A 22,211-nucleotide genomic window follows, 5' to 3' on the forward strand; every position below is an offset into this window, starting at 1 on the left:
TATGATAAAAAAACAAATAGAAAACAAAAAAAAGAAGGCTTTTATAGAACAAGATGCTGAAATAATAGAAGCATTACCTAATGCTATGTTTAGGGCTCGTTTGGATAATGGCCATGTTATTAAAGCGCATATATCAGGAAAAATTAGAAAAAATTATATTAAAATTCTTCCAGGAGATAAGGTTCGTACAGAAATTTCTCCTTATGATTTAACTCAAGGTAGAGTAGTCTACAGGTATTAGGTATTAAATATATTAATATGAAGGTAAAAACATCTTTAAAAGGAAGAGGAGATGGCTGTAAATTCGTCAGACGTAAAGGCCGTTTATATATCATCAATAAAAAAAATCCTAAGTTTAAACAAAGGCAAGATTGAATATGGCGAGAATTTCAGGTATAGATCTCCCTAGAGATAAAAGAGGAGTCATTGGCTTGACCTATATATATGGTATAGGAAAGAAGACAGCTGCGAAGATACTTTTACAAGCTAATGTATCTCAGGATAAGAAGGTAAATGACTGGACTGATGATGAGATTAATAGTATACGAAAAATTATTCTTGATAATATAAAAACTGAAGGAGAATTGCGTTCTGAACATCAGATAAATATTAAACGTTTAATGGATATAGGTTGTTACAGAGGTATTAGGCATAGGATTGGACTACCGCTTAGAGGTCAAAAAACTAAGAATAATGCACGTACTAGAAAAGGAAGGAAAAAAACGGTTGCAAATAAGAAAAAGGTTACTAAGTGATCTTAAAGTGATCTTAAAATATAAGTAGAGACATAATGGTAAAAAAACTTACAACTACTAAAAAAAGAAAAGTAGAAGTTGATTTTATGGGGCAGGCACATATAAGTTCCTCCTTTAACAATATTATAATTACACTAACTAACAACAAAGGTGATGCTATATGTTCTTGTTCTGCAGGAAAGATGGGATTTAAGGGATCTAAGAAAAATACTCCTTATGCAGCTCAGCGTACTGCGGAAAAGGTTGCTGAAGAAGGGTTTAACGCAGGTCTAAGGAAAGTTGATGTTATTATAAATGGTTGTGGAATAGGAAGGGAATCTGCTATTCGTTCTTTGAGCAAGGTTATTTCAATCGTTAGCATTATAGATCGTACCTCATTGCCGCATAATGGATGTCGTCCTCCTAAACGTAGAAGTACTTAATATTTAATTATTATATATATATAACTTCATGGCAAGATATAAAGGTCCTAAGACTAAAGTTGCACGTAAATTTGGAGAAGCTATCTTCGGCGAAGATAAGTATTTTGAACGACGTAAGTACGGCCCTGGTCAGCATGGTAATAGCCGCAAACGAGGGAAACGTTCAGAATATTCTATTCAACTTGCAGAAAAACAAAAATTAAAATATACATATGGTGTTTTAGAACGTCAGTGTAGAAGAATGTTTAAAAATGCCTTAAGTATTAAGGGTAATACTGGAGAGGTTTTATTACAACTCTTTGAAATGCGTCTTGATAATGTAATTTACAGGTTAGGACTTTCAAATTCTCGTCCGGGAGCCCGTCAACTGGTTTCTCATGGTCATGTTATGGTCAACAATTGTAAAATCAAGATCCCATCTTATCTCCTAAAGCCCGGAGATTTACTAAAAATTAGAGAAAAATCTCAAAATCATCCTGCTATTCAAAATGCTTTGAACTCTATTAACAGATCTAACCCTATAGTTAAATGGTTAACATGGAGTAAAGAAAAATTCAGTGGAACTTTTCATTCCGTACCTGAAAGGGCGCATATTCCTGAAAATATTAATGAGAAGCTCATTGTTGAGTGGTATTCTAAATAAAAAAAAGAGGTAGATATTCTATAAAGATATGGCGATTTTAAATTTTATACAGCCTGAAAAAGTAATAATGAAAATGGCTACAAACTATGAGGGTATTTTTGAGTTTAAACCTCTAGAGCCTGGTTTTGGTATTACTATTGGGAATAGTCTAAGGCGCATTCTTCTTTCTTCTCTAGAAGGGTTTGCTATTACTTCAGTTAAAATAGAAGGGGTACATCATGAATTTTCTACAATAAAAGGAATAGTAGAAGATGTAACTGAAATTATTCTAAATTGTAAAAAAATTCGTTTTAAAAAGCAAATCGATGATAATAAAGAAGAGGAAATAGTAAACGCCTTTTTTGAAGATCAAGAGCAAATCACAGCTGGTGATTTTGGAAAGTTTATTTCAGGATTTAAAGTACTAAACTCTGATTTAATTATCTGTAATAAAGAGAAATTAACTCCATTTTCAATTACCTTTACAATTGAAAAAGGGAGAGGATACGTTCCTGCTGAAGAAAACAAAAGATCTAATAGCTCTATAGGCACTATAGCTATTGATGCAATATATACTCCAATAAAAAATGTTAAGTATACTATAGAAAACTATCGTCTTGAACAAAAGACTGATTACGAGAAACTTTCTCTGGAAATTAAAACTGATGGATCTGTACATCCTAAAAATGCTCTTGCTCAAGCTTCGAATATCTTAATTGAACATTTAGCTCTTTTTACTGATGAACGAGTCTCTTTAGAAAGTAATGAGCGTAAAAGGATAGAAGATTATGATGAAGAAGCATTGCACATGAGACAATTACTTAATTCAAATCTAGCAGATTTAGGGCTTTCAGTAAGAGCCCAGAATTGTTTAAAATCCGCTGAAATTATTACGCTTGGTCAGCTTGTGAGTAAAACAGATAATGATCTCAAGAAAGTAAGAAATTTCGGAGTTAAAACTATGAATGAGATTAATGGACTTCTAGCAGCAAAGAATCTACAGCTCGGTATGCAACTTTCAAAATATAAATTAGGTAAAGAGTAAATCTAATACGATGAGACATAGGAGGAAAATAAACCATCTTGGAAGAACTTCAGCGCATCGCAAGGCGATGTTGTCTAATATGGCATGTTCGCTTATCATTAGCAAACAAAAAAGAATAAATACTACCCTAGCTAAGGCAAAAGCTCTTAGGTGTTTTATAGAGCCTATTATTACAAAAAGCAAATTAGATACTACACACTCTCGTCGTACTATTTTTTCATATTTACAAAACAAGTTTGCTATTTCTGAACTTTTTATAAAAATAGCCCCTAAAATACTAGATAGACCGGGAGGTTATACTCGTATTATTAAAACTGGCTTTAGATTAGGAGATGGTTCAGAAACAGCACTGATAGAATTGGTAGATTTTAATCATATTTATAGTATCCAAAAAAATAAAAAGAAACAATCTCGTCGTAGAAGAACCTATAAAAAAGTGAAGGACCATATAATACAAGATCCTCATAAAGAGTCTTTAAAAGATCCATCGCTGAAAAAAGAAGATTAATAATTTTTTTTCTACGTTTAATAAGTTTTTATGCTATTAAAAATAGTACTAAAATAAAAGGATGGGCTTTTTTTAAAGAAAAAAAAATATTTTGAATTATGAATAATATAAAATCTATCTATGCGAGACAAATCTTTGATTCAAGAGGTAATCCTACTATTGAAGTAGATGTTGTTACTGAGGGTAAAATTATTGGTAGATCAGCAGTTCCTTCAGGAGCTTCTACAGGAGAGAATGAAGCTGTAGAGATACGTGATGGGAACAATGATTATTTTGGGAAAGGGGTAATGAAAGCAATAAGAAACGTTAATGAAATACTAGCTAATGAACTTATCGGCTATTCTGTATTTGATCAGTACTTTTTAGATAAACTTATGATAAATATAGATGGTACTTCAAACAAAAGTAAATTAGGGGCAAATGCGTTATTAGGTGTTTCTTTAGCTATTGCGAAGGCTGCTGCTTCCGCTCTTAAAATACCTCTTTACAGATATATAGGAGGACTTGGTGCTTCTACGTTACCAGTACCTATGATAAATATTATTAATGCAGGAGCTCATTCAGATGCTCCTATAGCTTTCCAGGAGTTCATGATTATGCCTATAGAATTTAAAAGTTTTTCTAAGGCATTAAAAGCAGGAGTGGAGATTTTTCATCAGCTTAAAAAAATATTGTATAATAGAAAATTAAGTGTAGCTATAGGTGATGAAGGTGGATTTGCACCTAATCTTAAAGGGACTGAAGATACATTAAATACTATTTTAGAAGCTATTGAACAGGCCGGGTACCAACCTGGTAAAGAGATTATGCTAGCTCTTGATTGTGCTTCATCTGAATTTTATAGAAATGGAGTATATGACTATACTATCTTTGAGGGAGAGAGAGGTGTTAAATTTTCTTCAGAGGAACAAGCTGAATATTTAGCTACTTTATGTAAAAAGTATCCGATCCAATCTATTGAAGATGGTATGGACCAAAATGATTGGATTGGATGGAAAATACTTACAGAAAAAATTGGGTTAAAAGTTCAATTAGTTGGAGATGATCTTTTTGTTACTAATACAAAATTCCTTGAAAAAGGAATAAAAAAAGGGATAGCTAATTCTATTCTTATAAAGGTCAATCAAATTGGAACACTCACTGAAACTATGGCAGCTATTAAGAAAGCTCAACAAGCAGGATATACAGCAATTATGTCTCATCGTTCAGGAGAAACTGAAGATCCTATTATCGCAGATCTATCTGTAGCATTTAATACCGGACAAATTAAAACCGGTTCAGTTTCGCGATCTGATCGTATGTCTAAATATAATCAGCTTTTACGTATCGAAGAACAACTGAATAAATCAGCTTATTATCCTCAATGGGAAATTTTTAGAACTTTATAAAGAAAGGAGGATATAGGCTGATTTATAATATCTTAAATCTTAGAGTAAGTCTTTGATTCTATTATTAATAAATAAGTTAAGGTATAAAGTAAATAAAAAACTAAGAGGTATGAATGGATAGATAAAATAGCATATTTATTCTACTTTTTTTTTTAGAAAAAAATACCATTTTGCTACAAGTTAAAAAGAATTCTAAGATTGAAGAAGAGTATATCTTTTTTATAAGCTTCTTTTAAAGAGTTTTTTCTATAAGGATAGAAAAATATAACCCTTTTTACACTAAACATATAATAAAGAAAAGAATTTGAATAGTGTAATCGAAAGAAAGTAAGATTTAGATATTACTAATTAAGTTGTTAATTTAAGTTAATTTAATCGTTGATATGACTTATAAGTTCTTTTACAATCAGTATTATTTCAGGCATAGCTTTATCTGCAGATTCTAATACATTTTTATGACTTATAGGTGCGTTTATATCTAAGCCTCCCAAATCCGTAATTACAGAAAATGCTGAAACACGTATATCCATATGTTTTGCAGTTATTACTTCAGGAACAGTGCTCATTCCTACAGCATCTCCTCCTATATATCGAATCATTTTGTACTCAGCTGGTGTTTCAAAAGTAGGTCCCTGCAGAGCTACATATACCCCTTTGTGAATTATCATATTTTGTTCTTTTGCAATTTCTTCTGCCTTCTCAAGCATTTTTAAATCATAAGGCTCATGCATATCTACAAAACGGGGTCCATATTTATGGAAATTAGGGCCTATTAAGGGGTTTTGCATCATGTTAATGTGATCTTTAATCAACATAATATCTCCCACTTTATAATTTGGATTTACGCCTCCCGCGGCATTTGATAAAATTATTTTTTTTATACCTAGTTTCCCAAATACTCTAATTGGATAAACTACTTCAGTCATGTCATAGCCTTCATAATAATGAAAACGGCCCGAGAGCGCTAATACTTTTTTCCCTTTTATTTCGCCAAAGATTAATTTTCCTGAATGTCCTACTACCGTAGTCTTCGGAAAATGAGGAATCTTATCATAAGGAATAATTACAGGATTATCTATTTCATTACTTAGCTTACCTAATCCAGAGCCTAAAATAATACCGAATTCAGGTATTCCCTTAATAATTTTACTTATGTAATGCTGAGTTTCTTCTATATTTTTATAATACTTTTCTAACTTCTGTAGTTGATCTAACATAATCTAGATTTTTTTAATAAAAGTTATTTTTTTTTGATTTGTTCTTATAAAAGTAGGAATATAAAATAGATTATTCTCCTTTGAGTCTAAACTCTCTATATATACAGATAATATTTTTTTATAGTTAGAAGAAGTTTTGATTATTAAATCGTTAAAAATATATTGATTATCAATATAATATTTATGATTTTTTTTTTATAAAACAGATATAATAGTCAATATAAAAAAATACTAATATCAACTACATTTTTTGAGGAATTTTATATAGGTGGGGAGGGGCATACTTTTAAGCACCAGTAACAAATAAATATCTGTTTTTTATTAAAGCCCAAAACAGGATATTTTGTTTTATAACAATTCATTAAGTATTTGGAATACTAAATAAAAGAAAAAAACTTCCTTTTTTATGAAGTTATATTTTTTTGATTAAATGATATATACTTCCCTACTAAGGGAAATTCCAAAAAGATCACGAACATCTTTTATAATACACTCTGATAGTATATATATATCTTCGCCGCTTGCTTGGCCATCATTATTAATTAATACTAGAGCTTGTAATTGATAAACCTTTGCATGGCCCATTTGTTTCCCTTTCCAACCTGATCTTTCAATTAACCAACCAGCATAAAGTTTCACATGATCTTTTGAAATAATATGTCCTATAATATCCGGATACTTTTTTTTCAATCTTTTATAGAAGGAATTTTTTACTATAGGATTTTTAAAGAAACTTCCCGCGTTACCATATATTTTAGGGTCAGGAAGTTTTTTTATGCGTAAATTAATAATCGTTTGGCTTATTTCTTTTAAACTAGGATTTTTTAAATTCATTTTTAAAAGTTCTTCTCTCAACGCTTTGTAAGAAATATTTATTTTATATTTCTTTAGAAGATGAAAATGTACTGATATTATTATAAAACGATTTTTACCTTCTCTCTTAAAAAAAGAATCTCGGTATCTGAAACGGCAATTTTCTGATGAAAAAATTATTGTTTTATTGTTAACTATATCATAAGCTTCAAGTTTCTCTATAACATCTTTTACTTCTACATTGTAAGCACCGATATTTTGTACAGGTGCTGCTCCTACGGTACCTGGAATAAAAGACAGATTTTCAAGTCCACTCCAATTCTTTTCTAGGGTATAATTCACCAATTCATGCCAGTTTTCTCCAGCAGCAACCTCTAGTTTTACTCTTGTTAAATCTTCATAAGTTACTTTAATGCCTTTAAAAGCAACCTTTAAAGTAATGCCTTCAAAATAGCGCTTCCTAAAAAGGATATTGCTCCCTCCTCCTAAAATAAGTCTAGGTATAGTTTTAAGTTGCTCATTATGAAATAATTGACTAAGTTCTTCACGTTTTTGTAGGTCTATAAAATATTTCGTAGTGGCTTCTACGCCAAAGCTATTAAATGATTTCAGTGAAATATCCTTTAATATTAACATCATCTGTAAATATTTAATAAGGTAATTTTTAAAGCGAAATTTACTATTTTATCATCCCTTTTATCTTTTTACTTTTAAAACATACAGATTAGATAAAATCTATTTTCTTATCTTATGTTTCTCCATTAAAAATGGATATTTTTACTGGAACTGTCGTAATCCTTTTTTTCTAATCTAAACAATATCTATAATATTATTCAATGTATATTTTTATAACTTATAGTAAATATATAATTTATACATTATAGTAGTATTAAACACTATAAATCTACTAATAGAGTATCAGATAAGATGATGACAAGTTTTTTTTAAAAAAACTTCCTGTCTATAAATATTATTGAAAATAAAGAAAAAAGTCATGTTTCTTATCGAACTTTTTTAGAGCTTGCAACTCTATTTTAGAGAAAAATATAGATAGGATTGTATTTATATTTTATACAAAACTATCTTTATAATAAAAATTATTTTTTTTCTTAAAACTTAGTAAATATTCATAGTTTACTAATGAATAAATGCTCTTAAGAGAGCTACTATAATAATGATCAGATACTATAAATTTATTATGATACTTTATTAATCTATTTGAGATAGGCTATCAAAATTTTGAGTAACTAATTAATAGTTACCTAAATAAGTTTATATTTTAAAAAATAAAATATATATATAGAGATATGTAATATAATATATGATATAGATGGATAAACTATAATCCCCTAATTATATCTAGAAAACTTAAGCTATCTCACGAGAGCTAAAATAAAAGTTAACCCCATTTTAGAGAGGAATGGGATATATATTATGCTAGATTTTGTTTGTACCTTTGAGAGTATGGGTGCTTCTTAGTTATTTTTTTTGTTTTTTATATAAAAATAGATAAAAAGCACTCTTTATTTTAAAATCAAATAAATGCTGTTATGAGTAAAAATGCGAATTCACTAGGATCTTTTATTATAGGATCGGTTTTAGGGTTGGTAGCCGGTATGATATTGGCTCCTAAGAAAAACTCCAAAATTCGTGAAAAAATAGGGGAAAAAACTGAAGATCTAAAAGATATGTTATGTAATTTCATTAAAAGCTTTAGTAGAAAAGTAAAAAATATCAAGTCAGATTTTGGAAACAAGTGGGTAAAAACTAAAAGTTCTACTACTAATAAAGTAGATGATTGTATAGAAAATGAACTTGGGACCTAAAATACTATTACAAATAGAATTAATTCTGATAAATGTTTAGATATGTTTGGAAGTATTAAATCTTATTTTTCCAGAAAATTCAATTTGGCTAGATATGAGCTAATAGATTTTATGATATCTTTTTTATCTGCTGTATTGATGGGTCTCTTTTTTGCTGTTCTTTCATTTATGACACTTATTTTTATAAGTATTACAATTGCATTTTGGATTTCTAATCATTATAAAAGCTACGTTTTAGGTTTTGGTATAATGGCATTAATTTATCTAATTGTTATAATTGTATCTTTTGTTTTACGTGTTTATTGGATTAAGGATACATTAAAGAATCTTTTAACACGCATAACATTTAAAAAAATATCTATGGGTAAAAAAAAATAGTTTATATGTACGATGATAATATTAAAGATTACAAGGATTTAAAAAAAGTCATTGCCTCTATGCACAGGGAAGTAAAATCTTCTAGAAGTCCAGTCTTGGAAGAAACTTCACTAAATAAAATTTCACCTCTCAATTATATTATTTCTAATATAAGGTTAGGATCTATATTAATCTTTTTAGGAAATTTTTTATTTTCAAAAATCTCGTTATTTAATATATCCAAATTTATTTTAATAATTTTAAAACGTTCGAGATTTATATTTCAAACTATCTCAGTAGCTGTTGCAATTTTTAGTTTTATAAAGTTAAAAAAATGGTTAGGGCATAAAAAATTATAATGTAAAAACTTATTATGCTAAGGTAATTTTAATTAGGGGGGGGGGGGGGGGAAGAGGGGTTAATTCAGCAGCTACTTATTTAATACATATTTTTTTTGGAGACATAATGTACTAAAATATCTTTTCTAATGCCTTTTTAAAAGTTCCTATGTGATTAGTTATTATAAATTATTTCTATTTTACCATCATTGATTAGGTAAAATAGGATCCTTGGACTATTTGGGTGTAGTACTTCTACAATAAGTAAATGTAATTCTAAAAATAAACGGGTTATCTACATAAAATTTTAGATTTGAATGTAGCATTCACTATTATTATCCATTTTTAATTTTTTCATAATCAATTGTAGGCGGTTTTATATTTAAATTCAATATGTTGAATATGAATACTCAACATATTAATAAATACATAAAGCTATATAAATTGGAACCCTTTTAGTTATTTTTAACTGTTACAGAATAACTAAACTATTTTTAGTTATATATTTACAAAGAAAGATGATCTAAAAAAGTTTTTTTCTAAAGAATCATGCAATCATCAACTCTTTACATTCCTCAATATATAGAAGAGAAAATATATAGCTATTGGCTCAAAGGTGAATATTTTCATTCATCTCCTGATCAAAGGATTCCTTATACTATTGTTATTCCTCCGCCAAATATTACCGGAGCGCTTCATATGGGACATATGCTTAATAATACATTACAAGATGTGCTCATACGTCGTGCTCGCATGCGAGGATATAATGTTTGTTGGGTTCCAGGAACAGATCACGCCTCTATCGCTACTGAGGCAAAAATAGTGGCACAGCTTAAGGAGGAAAAAATAACTAAGTCTGAAATTAAAAGAGAGATTTTTATTCAACGTGCCTGGGAATGGACTCGCAAACATAAAAAAATTATTCTTGAGCAGCTTAAAAAAATAGGTTGTTCCTGCAATTGGGAGCGAACCTGTTTTACGATGGATAAATCGCTTTCTCGCTCAGTGATTCGTTGTTTTATTCATTTGTATCAACGCGGACTAATTTATAGAGATTATCAATTGGTTCATTGGGATCCTAAAGCTAAAACTACTGTTTCTGATGAAGAGATAATATATGAAGAACGTAAAGAAACCCTTTACTATATCAAATACCCTATTGTAGAAAGTAAAGAGTATTTAATAATTGCTACAACACGCCCTGAAACTTTATTTGGAGATACGGCTATTGCTGTACATCCAAAGGATAAACGTTATACAAATTTAAAGGATCATGAAGTTTTAGTCCCTATTACTGGTAATAGAATACCTATAATTCAGGATGAGTACGTAGATAAAGAATTTGGGAGCGGTTGTCTTAAAATTACTCCAGCTCATGATATGAATGATCAACTTTTAGCACAAAGGCATAATTTGAAATTCATAGATATTTTTAACCAGGATGCCACTTTAAATCAAAATGGGCTCCATTATCAAGGGAAAGATAGATTTGAAGCTCGTAAAGAAATTATAAAAGAACTGAAAAAGAAAAACATTTTAGTAAAAGAAGAGCCCTTAATTCATAAGGTAAGCTTATCTGAACGTACAGGAGCTGTTATTGAGTCTCGCCGTTCTATGCAATGGTTTTTAAAAACGAAATCTATGGCCGAGAGAGCTCTTGAAGCAGTAAGAAACGGAGAGATACGTTTTTATCCTAAAAAGTTTGAAAACACTTATTATCATTGGATGGAAAATATACGTGAATGGAATATTTCACGTCAACTATGGTGGGGTCATCGAATACCAGTGTATTATTTCGGCTCTAATCCACAAGATTATGTAGTAGCTGAAACTCAAGAAGAGGCTTTAAAATTAGCTCGTGAAAACCCCTCTTGTAAAGATCTATCTTTAGATCAGCTAAAACAAGAAGAAGATGTTTTGGATACATGGTTTTCTTCTTGGATATGGCCTATTTCAGTATTTGATGGAGTTTTTCATCCGGATAACTTAGATATTAAGTATTATTATCCGACAAAAGATTTAGTTACCGGTCCTGATATTTTGTTTTTTTGGGTAGCGCGTATGATTATGGCTGGTTACTTTTTTAGATCCGAAAAACCTTTTGAAAATGTTTATTTTACTGGTATTGTTCGAGATGATAAACGTAGAAAAATGTCTAAATCTTTAGGTAACTCTCCGAATCCTATAACATTGATTCATAAATATGGCGCAGATGGCGTACGTGTTGGCATGTTACTTAGTACACAAGCTGGGAATGATCTCCTTTTTAAGGAGGAACTTTGTCTACAAGGCAGAAATTTTGCTAATAAAATTTGGAATGCATTTCGTTTAATAAAAAGCTGGGAAAAAGCTACTGAAAATTCACTTTCGACATTCGAAAATCTTATAATTTTATGGTTTGAGAGCCAATTCAATCGATCTTTTGCACAGGTAGAAAAACACTTTGAAAAATATGAAATCTCTCAAGCACTTAAACTTATTTATAAATTAATATGGGAAGATTTTTGTTCGTGGTATTTAGAAATTATAAAGCCTTTGTCACCAGAGATAGGTGTTTCTAAAATTGTTTATTTAAAAACTTTGCTTTTTTTTGAAAATTTACTCAAATTGATCCATCCTTATATGCCTTTTATCACTGAAGAGATATGGCAACAGATTCGAACTCGATCTAAAAGTGAAGCACTTATTATCAGCCCATGGATTACCCAGATGAATTTTAATCATAAAATTCTATCTGATTTTAATTATGCGGTTACTCTTGTAAGAGAGTTGCGTGCTTTAAGAACCCAGTATAAAATTTCTTCAAAAGTCTTGCTTTCCATTTATACAGACCCTAAAAATGCTGGATCTAAATTTGATCCGGTAGTATATAAGATGGCGCATCCCTGTAAGCTTTTATATATTCAACAAAAACCTGATCAATATCAGTTTTCTTTTTTATTAGATACAAAAGAATATTTTGTCTGTTTTAAAGGGGAAATTAACAGGACTAAAGAATTTAGAGTTCTACAAAAAACTCTTAAATATCAAGAAGTTTTTTTAACTATGGTACGTAAAAAACTTTGTAATGAGCAATTTATGCGCAAAGCGCCTAAAGATGTAGTTGCTCTCGAACATAAGAAAGAAGCTGATACAATATTAAAAATAAGAATGCTACAATCACGACTTAGAGAATTTGAATGATTACCCTACTATATAAGGATAAAATTTATAAATTACTAATAAATATAACATCGCTATAATTAATAATTTCTTATTAGATGCAATAATGTCATTTTTCTCAAATGAGAAGATCTTACTCTCGATTAAGATATCATCTAACATAGATAGCCATCTTTTTTCTTAAAAACTTCAGATTTTATAATCTGAAAAATTTTTCAAGATCATTTATAATATTAGTTTTTTCTATTAGAAAATCTAAAAGGACTATATCCATTAAATTTATAATAAATAATGTTTATACTGAAAAATCTAATGTCTCTGTTGAGAGATTTATAATAACCATTTTATACCCCCCCTTAAAAGGGGGGGTATAAAATGGTTATAGAGTTATAGTTAATCTTTAGTTTCTCTGATATGATATTAATTTACTGAACGTCTATTTTTATCATTTTTTTCTTAAAAAAATGGCTTAGATGATAAAATAGTACGGTCATTCTTAAATTTGTCGGCTATGTTTACTCCTACCTTCTAAAATTTTCAAGATTAATAAATAGTGTAAAAGAGTATTTTAAGCAAAAAATTAGTTTTTAGAGTTTTTTACATATACTCTTTCCCTTTCTTCTGCCCTCCCTTCATTTGAAAAATGAAAGCGACTCTTAAAAGAGTTAGTATTAAGCATATTACTATGCTCTATAAGAAGCTTAAGGATAGTAAGTACAATTTAAGTAACTAAAAAGTTAAGAGCTATTACTATAGTATATTGTTTACCATTTATCACTAGCACCTCCGCCTCCGAAACTACCTCCGCCTCCAAAGCTTTCGTCACTATCTACGTCTTCAGAGCTTCCGTTATCTTTTCTACCTATGCCTCCTAAAAGTATTAGGCTTGTGAGTATATCACCTATTCCTATTAAGGATCTTCTTGAACCTCTACCTCCACCTCCTCGGAAGAATAACAGGAAAAACAGGAGTAATAAAACAAAAAATAGTAGTCCGTTCCATTTATAATTTTCTGAAGAAGACTTAGTTTTCTTATAAGTACCTTTTAGAACCTTAAATATAACATCTGTGACTTTGTCAAGAGCTGCATAGTAATTATTTTTTTTAAGTAGAGGTATAAGTTCATTTTTAATAATGTGCTTAGATTTTATATCAGTAAAATAAGGTTCTATACCTCTACCATTTTGTATACTTATTTTTTTATCTTGAACACTTAATAAAACGATAATACCATTATCTTGTTTTTCTTGACCTATCCTCCATTTTTGTCCCCAATTAGTCGCTAAAAGATTGGGATCTTCTCCATTTAGAGTTTCCAGTGTAATAAGTACTATTTCTGTTGAAGTAGATTTACTATAGTTAATTAATTTATTATTTAAAACTTTACGTTCTTGTAAACTCAAAACTTGAGCATAGTCATTTACTGGATAAATTTTTGCAGGAGGTTTTGGAATATTGAATTGAGCCCAAAGATTGCAGGTTGAATATATAAAAAGTACTAACCAAAACACAGATTTAATACTTCGAAATGCTATTGGATAATTCATTGATTATATTGATAATATCTATGCTAAGATCTTTAATACAAGTCTTTCTTTTTGAAGAATATTAGTATAGTTTCTTAATAGTCTTCTGCATTTTTTTTCTAAAGAAATTGATAAACGTCTTCCTCATGTCTTATTAGACTTAGGCTTTTATGATCAGTAGTCATATAAAGAAGTACCACTATTGCACAGGATAAGTATCTATCAATTAAGTTTTATGAAAAATATCTTTGTTTCTTGTAGACTTAAGATTCTTTATTATAGTATTTATTTATGTTATATTTTTCATACGGAATACACAATTTTCCCTTCTTCTGAGGACTATGAAAAATGATAATGTTCATCCTTATTATATGAAGATATATTCTATAACTAGGTTATTCTCTAAAATCTACTATAGGAGCTTTTTCAGTTCCTTTTTGTGATTTAAAATATCCTTTTTCAGAAAATTGTAAAAAAAAGTTAGCGATAAAGATACTCGGGAAACTATTACGCGTACTGTTAAAAATCTTTACTTCTTCATTAAATCGATTACGCTCTACATTAATGCGATTCTCAGTGCCTTCTATTTGACTTTGTAATTCTAAAAAATTTTGATTAGCTCTTAATTCAGGGTATTTCTCTACACTTACTAGCAATCTACTTAGAGAATTGTTAAGTCCATTTTGGGAATTTTGGAATTTATTAATTTGATCCTGGCTAAGATTATCAGTATTTATTCTGACTGAAGTAGCTTGAGCACGTGCCTGAATAACTTGTGTAAGAGTATTTTTTTCAAAATTAGCAGCGCCTTTTACACTATTAACTAAATTAGGAATAAGATCTGAACGACGCTGATAAGCATTCTCAACTTGCCCCCACTGAGCTTTCACTCTTTCATTAAGTCCTACTAAGGAATTGTATTTACCTACCCCCCAAAATATTGTTATAGCTATAACTCCTAAAATTACAAGAATTATAGTAAGACATCCTTTTTTCATAAGGTTTATTTTTTTGAGCAAAGTTAATAGAATTTTTATGTTTTTCTTATTTGCTTCTTAATTAACTAGCATTTTTTCAAGAATGCATTCTCAATAATATAATTTCTAAGTTTTCCTGATACATAAAAAAATCTTTAATCCTATTTATAATAATTTTAAGACAGATATAGTCATATAATAGAGCACTTCATAAGTATAGTAATTAGTAAATTATTTTATTTTATCATTTATAGAAAAAATTTTATTTTTTTAGTCTGGTTAGGTTTTTTACTGATTCTAATTTATATTTTGTTGTCAATTATAAATTATATTAATATAAAATTATACAAAAGATATCGTCAAAACAATATACACCAAGTTGTAGGGTAGCCTTAATCTATTAAATTCCCTAATTATGAATTAATATCTTAGTCTCTTTTATGCATAGAGGCTGATTAATATCAGATTATAGAATTAGAGTTTTTAATATATACCTATAAATCTTATATCCTGCTTAAAGACAAGGTTTATAGATATATAATTTACTGAGAGTATAAGTATATTTTTCAGATTATATTGAGAAATAAAAAACTTAGTTAGTTTCGTAACTTAAGTAGAAACACTTACCTTTGTACAGATTGCGTTTTAATATAAAATATTTGAAGTTCATGTCTAAATACTATGAGACTGTTTTCATATTAACTCCCGTTCTATCTCAAATTCAGGTAGAGGAAACAGTAAAAAAAACTCAAGATTTTCTTAAAGAGAATAATGTAAAAATAGATCATTATGAGTCCTGGGGACTTAAAAAGCTAGCTTATCCTATAGATAAAAAAAAAACTGGTTATTATGAATTAATACAATTTCATATAGATGAAGATAAAGTCGAATCAAAAGGTATTATCTTTTCTCTTGAACTTCATTTTAAACGAGAAGAACGTATTTTACGCTATCTAAGTATAAGGCTTGACAAACATGGTATCGAATATGCGCAAAAGCGTCGTCAAAAGATAAAATTTTATGAACAAAAATAAAAACTTTAAAATATGGTTTTGGATGAACTAGCACAACAAGCTAAACAAGGAGGGGAGGGGGAAATTCGTTATTTAGCTCCACTTGAAATAGATGAGGAGCCTCGTAAGAAATATTGTCTTTTTAAGAAGTATGGTATAAAATATGTTGATTATAAAAATCCAGCCTTTCTTTTTAAGTTTCTCAATCCACAAGGGAAAATACTACCTCGCCGTATTACTGGGATATCTAAGAAATTTCAAATTAGACTAAGTCAGGCTATAAAAAGGGCACGACATTTATCAATTCTCCCTTTTGTAACCGATGGTCTTAAATAATTTAAAACATATATCTAACGTGCAAGTTATTTTAAAAAAAGATGTTGAAAATTTAGGGTTTCAATATGAAGAGATAAGCGTAAAACCTGGTTATGCTAGAAATTATCTAATTCCAAAAGGATATGCTCAATTAGCTACTACATCAATTAAAAAACAGATTCAAGAGATTTTAAAACAGCGTGCTAAAAAAGAAACTGACTTGTTAAAACAAGCTGATAAAATAGCTCAAAAACTACATAATATTCACCTCAAGATTGTGGTTAAAGCTGGATCAGAAGGTAAGTTATTCGGATCGATAAATAATCAATATCTTTCTGAAGAGCTCACAAAACAAGGCTTTCAGATAGATAAAAAAAATATTCTTATTCCTGGAAATACTATTAAGGTACTTGGAAAGTATAAGGCCAAAATTCGATTACATCTCAAACTTGAAGCAATGCTTTCTTTCGAATTAATTACTTCTATTAAAGATTCTAATGAAAAAGATTGATCTTTTTTATTATTAAATATATCTCTTATGACACTAATTTATTTGATTAGGTTGTTTGCTTGATAGTCTTACTTCCTAGAGAGGGATAATTTTATTTCTTTAATTTTTTTTATATGTTCACCGAGTGCTAAATTTCCCTTTTTCAAGCTATTTTTTGTGATGTTTCAGAACATAATTATAGAACTTTTATTTTATTATTTTTTGTTCGGCAGTTAAAATTAAAGTATGAAGAAGCCTCAAGATTGGTTAAAGTGTATTATTTCTCATGCTAAAACTTATGGGTTTATCTTTCCTTCAAGTCAAATATATGAAGGTATAAGTGCTCTTTATGATTATGGTCCTTATGGAATATCTCTTAAGAATTATCTCAAAAGTTATTGGTGGAAAGCTATGACTGGATTACGTACAGATATTGTCGGTCTTGATGCCTCTATATTAATGCACCCCACTACCTGGAAGGCTTCTGGTCATATCAATGCTTTTAATGATCCTTTGATCGATAATAAAGATAGCGGACGTCGTTATAGAGCTGATATTTTAATTGAGAATTTTTGTGAAAAACTTCAACAAAAAATAAATAAAGAACTTCAAAAAGCACAAGACCATTTTGGCGTGGCATTTGATAAAGACCGGTTTTTAGCTACTAGCTCAAAAATTGCTTATTATCAAAAACGAAAAAAGGAAATCATAGAACGTATGATTTATTCTTTAAAGAAAGAGGATTTAGCCGAACTCAAAAATATAATTGATGAATTAGGTATTTCAGATCCTGAAACAGGATCAAAAAATTGGGCTCAAGTAAAACAATTTAATCTAATGTTTCAGACTCATATAGGCTCTCTTTCTACTCAAAGCGAACCTATATATTTACGTCCTGAAACAGCTCAGGGAATTTTCGTAAATTTCCTTCAAGTACAAAAAAGTGCACGTATGAAAATACCTTTTGGTATTGCTCAAATTGGTAAAGCCTTTAGAAATGAAATTATAGCACGACAATTTATTTTCCGTATGCGTGAATTTGAACAAATGGAAATGCAATTTTTTATATCTCCATATGAGCAGATGCAATGGTATGAATATTGGAAAGAGGCACGGATGAAGTGGCATTTAGCCTTAGGATTAGGAGTAAAAAAGTATCGGTTTCATGATCATGAAAAACTAGCGCATTATGCAAATGCTGCTACTGATATAGAATTTTGTTTCCCCTTTGGTTTTAAAGAATTAGAAGGTGTTCATTCACGTGGAGATTTTGATTTAAAAAATCATCAACAATTTTCACGAAAAAAAATGCAATATTTTGATTCGGATAAAAAAGAAGGATATATTCCCTATGTTATAGAAACTTCAGTAGGACTTGATCGTTTATTTCTTGCGGTATTTTCTTCTTGTCTTTTTCAGGAAGTACTCGAAGATGGAAGTGATCGTTGGGTTTTGAAATTACCTCCTTCAATTGCGCCTATCAAAGCTGCTATTTTACCTTTAGTTAAAAAGGATGGGTTACCTCAAATGGCTGAGAAAATTTTTCATGAACTTAAATGGGAATATTCTCTTCTTTATGAAGAAAAAGAATCTATAGGTAAACGTTATCGGCATCAGGATGCCATTGGCACTCCTTTCTGTTTTACTCTAGATTATGATAGTCTTAAAGATCAGTCAGTTACAGTCCGTTATAGAGATAGCATGAGACAAGAGCGTATTCCAATAAATCAACTTAGTTTATTCCTTAATATGCAAACTAGTATGGTAAAAATTTTAAAAGAGAGCGTTTTAAGATAAAGTATAATTATTTTGCTTCTTTTCCCCTATCCTCTTAAGAGGACTAAAAACTATTTACTCTATGTTATGCTTAACATAACAAAAAAACACTTGTTTGCGTTTAGTAAGCCAATTTTTACTCTATTTTTTTTTTAGAGATATAATATGGATGACTTTACAAAAAAATTATAAGCTACTACTATCAATTAGAGGTCTCTATTATAGAGAAAAAATTATTTAGCCTACGCTTTTTTCTATATAAGTATAAAAATTATATATCCTTATATATATTTTTTATCTTAATCTCTTTCATTACAGTAGGAATACTTTTTATTTTTGTATTTGAATATCTTTTAGTTTTAGAGTTATAAGAAACTTATATATCTAATTTTTAGATTAAAAAGATATTTTATTCATTTTTAGACCTATTTTTTTGTCTATTTAGTATATATAATTCAAATTCATAGATATTTTCTCTCTTTATAAAAAGAGAAATTACAAATCTTAACCTACATAATTCTATGTATACAGCTGTTATCATTGTATTTGTTTTAGGCTATATGGCTATCGCTTTCGAATATTCGTTACGTTTAAACAAATCTATATCAGCCTTAGCTATGGCTATACTTTGTTGGTCACTTATTTATATGGGTTCTTTACCGGTTTTTAAAATAGATACTACTTTAAAAACTTTAGAACTAACTTATTTTAATTCTTTATTTCTTCATCATTTAAGAAAAACATCTGAAATACTCATTTTTTTGGTCAGTGCTATGGTTATTGTTGAAATCATAGATATGCATTTAGGTTTTGATTTTCTTAAAATAGCGATAAAGACACAAAAAAAAACTAAACTTTTATGGATTCTTAACACACTAGCTTTTTTCTTATCAGCTATAATTGATAATCTTACTACTACTATCATTCTAATAACTATTTTACGAAAACTTATTCCTAATTCTAAAGAGCGTAGGCCTTATATAGGAATACTTATTATAGCGATTAATGCTGGAGGTGCTTGGTCCCCTATTGGAGATGTAACTACTACGATGCTTTGGATTTCTAATAAAATTACCCCTGAAAAACTTATAGAATATGTATTTATTCCTTCAATATTATCTATGGTAATTCCAACCTTTATAGCTTCTTTTATGTCTGTTTTTAAAGGGGGAATAGTATTAGATCGTTCTAAAATTTCCACCGAAAAATTTGAAAAGAGCTCATTAATTCTTTATTTAGGACTTTCTATGATTTTATTTACCCCTATTTTTAAAGTTTTAATTCACCTCCCTCCCTATATTGGGATGGTTTTTTCTTTAATAATAGTATGTATCGTAGCAGAATATATAAAATTTTCAAACAGTTATAATAATACTCCCTTATTGCGTAAATTTTACGTATTTAAGGCTTTAGGTAAAATAGATTTTTCAAATATTTTATTTTTTCTTGGAATTTTATTAGTTGTAGGCGCATTAGAATCTTTAGGTATATTATTTCATTTCGCAAATTGGCTTAATAAAGGATTATTCTCTCCTAATACCATAGTGATTATCTTAGGGGGGATATCATCTATTATAGATAATATCCCTTTAGTAGCAGTGATATTAGGGATGTTTTCATATCCTATCGATGACATGTTTTGGCATTTTATAGCCTATGCTTCCGGTACAGGAGGTAGCTTACTTATTATTGGATCTGCAGCTGGGTTAGCTGCTATGGGGATGGAAAAAATTAATTTTTTTTGGTACCTTAAAAAGGTTTCTTGGATAGCTCTCCTAGGGTATCTAGGAGGTTACTTTTGGCTTATTATTTAATGAAGTCAAAAGGGTTTATAATTATATTTAAATGATCTTATTCCCTTTTTTTGGAATAGGTAATATAAATGTGTTTTTGGTAAAGATATGCTATGAGTTTCCCGCCCAACCAAGCGGTTGGGAAAAATATAAAGAATGCAATTATCTCAAACCATAAAGGCATTTTATAAAAAAAAATATATAAGAATAAAAAAATAGATAATATAATCCCAATTAGGAAAGCGTAAGCTTCTTTAGCTGTTTTTACGAAAACAGCAGTGATAATACCTCCTATTAATGATCCTAAGACATAAAATATGATTAGAATGATAAAAAAAAAACTAGGTGCTCGTAGTATAATTTCTTGCCATTGATATAATGATAAGACAGAGGTTTGCTGGAACCAGTCTTTAGTCATTCCACTTCCAGAAAACATCACAGCAATACCCATGAATAATCCTAAAGATATAGCTAACATGTTTCTCAACATTATTCTAATGTCATTTTTTCATATCAAATATAATTATAATCTCTTTTATAATTTTAAGTGATATTAACTTTTCTAAGGAAAAAAGTATACTTAAATCTTTTTAATATTTTTTTTTTAAATAAAACTTATTTTAAATTTCAACTGTAAAATGATAAATAATTATAAAGATATTCTGTTTGAGTTTAATCAGGGTATTGCTAAGATTACCATTAACCGACCTGAAGTACATAATGCTTTCCGACCCGAGACGATTATTGAAATGGTTGATGCTATGGATATAGCTAGAGAGCGTGCAGATATTGATGTGGTAATTATTACAGGAGCTGGGAATAAAGCTTTTTGCAGCGGAGGAGATCAAAGGGTAAAAGGCATTGGTGGTTATATTGGAGAAGATGGTATCCCGCGTTTGAATGTATTAGATTTACATAAAAAAATACGTGAATTACCTAAACCTGTAATCGCAATGGTTAATGGATATGCTATAGGTGGTGGTAATGTATTGCACGTAGTATGCGATCTAACAATAGCTTCAGAGAATGCTCGTTTTGGACAAACAGGCCCAAAGGTAGGTTCGTTCGATGGAGGATTTGGATCGTCCTATTTAGCTCAGCATATAGGTCAGAAAAAGGCAAGAGAGATATGGTTCCTTTGTAAGGAATATAGTGCACAAGAAGCTCTTGATATGGGGTTAGTAAATAAAGTAGTTCCTCAAAAAAACCTTGAAGTTGTAACTATTGAGTGGTGTAGAACTATACAAAAACATAGCCCTATGGCTTTGCGTATGATTAAACGATGTTTAAATGCAGACTTAGATGGTCAACATGGGTTAATGCAACTTGCTGGAGATGCTACTTTAATGTATTACTTAACACAAGAGGCGCAAGAAGGCAAAAAAGCTTTTCTTGAAAAAAGATCACCAAATTTTAAAAATTTTCCAAAATTTCCTTAATAGATCTCCTTAAGATAAAAAGATAAGTAAATCTCCTTAATTAGGATAGTTAATGTTATAGCTATAAATAATTAATTATGCTATTTTAGCATATCTTTACGCTATATTGTATAGCGTATTATCTATTTTACTCATAAAATTTAAGTTAAATTATTAATTTAATAATAATTCTATATATGCATATAGAATTATTATTTTTTTTTACTTAATAGTTAGTTTTTATTACTTATAAGTTATCATCGCTTATCTAAGTTTAGATATTTATGATCAAAAAATGATAAGAAATCTTAGTCTCTACTTAGAAATATATTATCGGGACTAAAAATAGCTCTTATTTATGAGTTTTTTTATAGAAAATTAAAGGAGCATAATATAATATGCTCCTTTAATTTTCTATAAAAAAACTCTCACTCAAAAAAAAAAAATAGT

The 22,211-nt window shown here is 29.3% G+C and carries 23 protein-coding genes; 18 read left to right on the forward strand and 5 right to left on the reverse strand.

The window, feature by feature from the left end:
• Position 1: 1 nt before the first annotated feature.
• The 8 genes from infA (at position 2) to eno (ending at position 4,740) form a co-directional block, all read left to right on the forward strand.
• Positions 2–241 carry a translation initiation factor IF-1 gene (gene infA, locus ACUBP5_RS01735; RefSeq protein ID WP_482168582.1) on the forward strand — a complete coding sequence of 80 codons (240 nt, stop codon included), beginning with the start codon at positions 2–4 and terminating at the stop codon, positions 239–241.
• A gap of 17 nt (positions 242–258) precedes the next feature.
• Positions 259–375 carry a 50S ribosomal protein L36 gene (gene rpmJ, locus ACUBP5_RS01740; RefSeq protein WP_482168583.1) on the forward strand — a complete coding sequence of 39 codons (117 nt, stop codon included), beginning with the start codon at positions 259–261 and terminating at the stop codon, positions 373–375.
• A 2-nt stretch (positions 376–377) separates the two neighbouring features.
• Complete coding sequence (gene rpsM / locus ACUBP5_RS01745) at positions 378–755, forward strand: 30S ribosomal protein S13 (RefSeq protein WP_482168584.1); 378 nt, start codon at positions 378–380, stop codon at positions 753–755.
• A gap of 35 nt (positions 756–790) precedes the next feature.
• Positions 791–1,177 (forward strand): 30S ribosomal protein S11, encoded by a 387-nt coding sequence (rpsK, locus tag ACUBP5_RS01750; RefSeq protein WP_482168585.1) that lies wholly within the window; start codon positions 791–793, stop codon positions 1,175–1,177.
• A gap of 28 nt (positions 1,178–1,205) precedes the next feature.
• The gene (rpsD, locus tag ACUBP5_RS01755; RefSeq protein ID WP_482168586.1) at positions 1,206–1,820 is read left to right on the forward strand and encodes a 30S ribosomal protein S4; all 615 of its coding nucleotides are present in this window, start codon (positions 1,206–1,208) and stop codon (positions 1,818–1,820) included.
• A gap of 28 nt (positions 1,821–1,848) precedes the next feature.
• Positions 1,849–2,844, forward strand: coding sequence for a DNA-directed RNA polymerase subunit alpha (locus ACUBP5_RS01760; RefSeq protein ID WP_482168587.1), 996 nt, complete (start codon positions 1,849–1,851; stop codon positions 2,842–2,844).
• A gap of 10 nt (positions 2,845–2,854) precedes the next feature.
• On the forward strand, positions 2,855–3,352 hold the full coding sequence (rplQ, locus tag ACUBP5_RS01765) for a 50S ribosomal protein L17 (protein WP_482168588.1): 498 nt from the start codon (positions 2,855–2,857) through the stop codon (positions 3,350–3,352).
• Between the two features lie 98 nt (positions 3,353–3,450).
• Complete coding sequence (gene eno, locus ACUBP5_RS01770; RefSeq protein WP_482168589.1) at positions 3,451–4,740, forward strand: phosphopyruvate hydratase; 1,290 nt, start codon at positions 3,451–3,453, stop codon at positions 4,738–4,740.
• Between the two features lie 371 nt (positions 4,741–5,111).
• On the opposite strand, the gene ACUBP5_RS01775 is transcribed toward eno, so the two are convergent.
• Both ACUBP5_RS01775 and murB read right to left on the reverse strand, forming a co-directional pair.
• Positions 5,112–5,957 (reverse strand): purine-nucleoside phosphorylase, encoded by an 846-nt coding sequence (locus ACUBP5_RS01775; RefSeq protein WP_482168590.1) that lies wholly within the window; start codon positions 5,955–5,957, stop codon positions 5,112–5,114.
• Between the two features lie 426 nt (positions 5,958–6,383).
• Complete coding sequence (murB, locus tag ACUBP5_RS01780) at positions 6,384–7,409, reverse strand: UDP-N-acetylmuramate dehydrogenase (RefSeq protein WP_482168591.1); 1,026 nt, start codon at positions 7,407–7,409, stop codon at positions 6,384–6,386.
• Between the two features lie 911 nt (positions 7,410–8,320).
• Here murB and ACUBP5_RS01785 point away from each other — a divergent pair.
• From ACUBP5_RS01785 to ACUBP5_RS01800, 4 genes are all read left to right on the forward strand, one after another.
• A complete protein-coding gene (locus tag ACUBP5_RS01785) occupies positions 8,321–8,596 on the forward strand; it encodes a YtxH domain-containing protein (RefSeq protein WP_482168592.1) in 276 nt (91 codons plus the stop codon).
• Between the two features lie 42 nt (positions 8,597–8,638).
• Positions 8,639–8,974 carry a phage holin family protein gene (locus ACUBP5_RS01790; RefSeq protein ID WP_482168593.1) on the forward strand — a complete coding sequence of 112 codons (336 nt, stop codon included), beginning with the start codon at positions 8,639–8,641 and terminating at the stop codon, positions 8,972–8,974.
• A 5-nt stretch (positions 8,975–8,979) separates the two neighbouring features.
• On the forward strand, positions 8,980–9,312 hold the full coding sequence (locus ACUBP5_RS01795) for a hypothetical protein (protein WP_482168594.1): 333 nt from the start codon (positions 8,980–8,982) through the stop codon (positions 9,310–9,312).
• Positions 9,313–9,840: 528 nt separating this feature from the next.
• On the forward strand, positions 9,841–12,474 hold the full coding sequence (locus ACUBP5_RS01800; protein ID WP_482168595.1) for a valine--tRNA ligase: 2,634 nt from the start codon (positions 9,841–9,843) through the stop codon (positions 12,472–12,474).
• Positions 12,475–13,217: 743 nt separating this feature from the next.
• Here the strand turns inward: ACUBP5_RS01800 and ACUBP5_RS01805 are convergent.
• Positions 13,218–14,000 (reverse strand): TPM domain-containing protein, encoded by a 783-nt coding sequence (locus ACUBP5_RS01805; RefSeq protein ID WP_482168596.1) that lies wholly within the window; start codon positions 13,998–14,000, stop codon positions 13,218–13,220.
• A gap of 374 nt (positions 14,001–14,374) precedes the next feature.
• Positions 14,375–14,977, reverse strand: a complete 603-nt coding sequence (locus ACUBP5_RS01810) for a LemA family protein (protein ID WP_482168597.1) — start codon at positions 14,975–14,977, stop codon at positions 14,375–14,377.
• 647 nt (positions 14,978–15,624) lie between these two features.
• On the opposite strand from ACUBP5_RS01810, the gene rpsF reads away from it, so the two are divergent.
• From rpsF to nhaD, 5 genes are all read left to right on the forward strand, one after another.
• The gene (rpsF, locus tag ACUBP5_RS01815; RefSeq protein WP_482167957.1) at positions 15,625–15,990 is read left to right on the forward strand and encodes a 30S ribosomal protein S6; all 366 of its coding nucleotides are present in this window, start codon (positions 15,625–15,627) and stop codon (positions 15,988–15,990) included.
• A 12-nt stretch (positions 15,991–16,002) separates the two neighbouring features.
• Positions 16,003–16,305 (forward strand): 30S ribosomal protein S18, encoded by a 303-nt coding sequence (gene rpsR / locus ACUBP5_RS01820; RefSeq protein WP_482167958.1) that lies wholly within the window; start codon positions 16,003–16,005, stop codon positions 16,303–16,305.
• Between the two features lie 19 nt (positions 16,306–16,324).
• Positions 16,325–16,795 (forward strand): 50S ribosomal protein L9, encoded by a 471-nt coding sequence (rplI, locus tag ACUBP5_RS01825; protein WP_482167959.1) that lies wholly within the window; start codon positions 16,325–16,327, stop codon positions 16,793–16,795.
• Positions 16,796–17,020: 225 nt separating this feature from the next.
• Complete coding sequence (locus ACUBP5_RS01830; RefSeq protein ID WP_482167960.1) at positions 17,021–18,571, forward strand: glycine--tRNA ligase; 1,551 nt, start codon at positions 17,021–17,023, stop codon at positions 18,569–18,571.
• 500 nt (positions 18,572–19,071) lie between these two features.
• Positions 19,072–20,364 (forward strand): sodium:proton antiporter NhaD, encoded by a 1,293-nt coding sequence (gene nhaD, locus ACUBP5_RS01835; protein WP_482167961.1) that lies wholly within the window; start codon positions 19,072–19,074, stop codon positions 20,362–20,364.
• A 37-nt stretch (positions 20,365–20,401) separates the two neighbouring features.
• Here the strand turns inward: nhaD and ACUBP5_RS01840 are convergent, their stop codons facing one another.
• Positions 20,402–20,821 (reverse strand): hypothetical protein, encoded by a 420-nt coding sequence (locus tag ACUBP5_RS01840; protein ID WP_482167962.1) that lies wholly within the window; start codon positions 20,819–20,821, stop codon positions 20,402–20,404.
• A gap of 160 nt (positions 20,822–20,981) precedes the next feature.
• Here ACUBP5_RS01840 and menB point away from each other — a divergent pair, with 160 nt between their 5' ends.
• Positions 20,982–21,782, forward strand: coding sequence for a 1,4-dihydroxy-2-naphthoyl-CoA synthase (menB, locus tag ACUBP5_RS01845; RefSeq protein WP_482167963.1), 801 nt, complete (start codon positions 20,982–20,984; stop codon positions 21,780–21,782).
• The last annotated feature ends 429 nt before the right edge of the window (positions 21,783–22,211 follow it).

The organism is Candidatus Insignibacter tubulum (genome assembly GCF_056790205.1).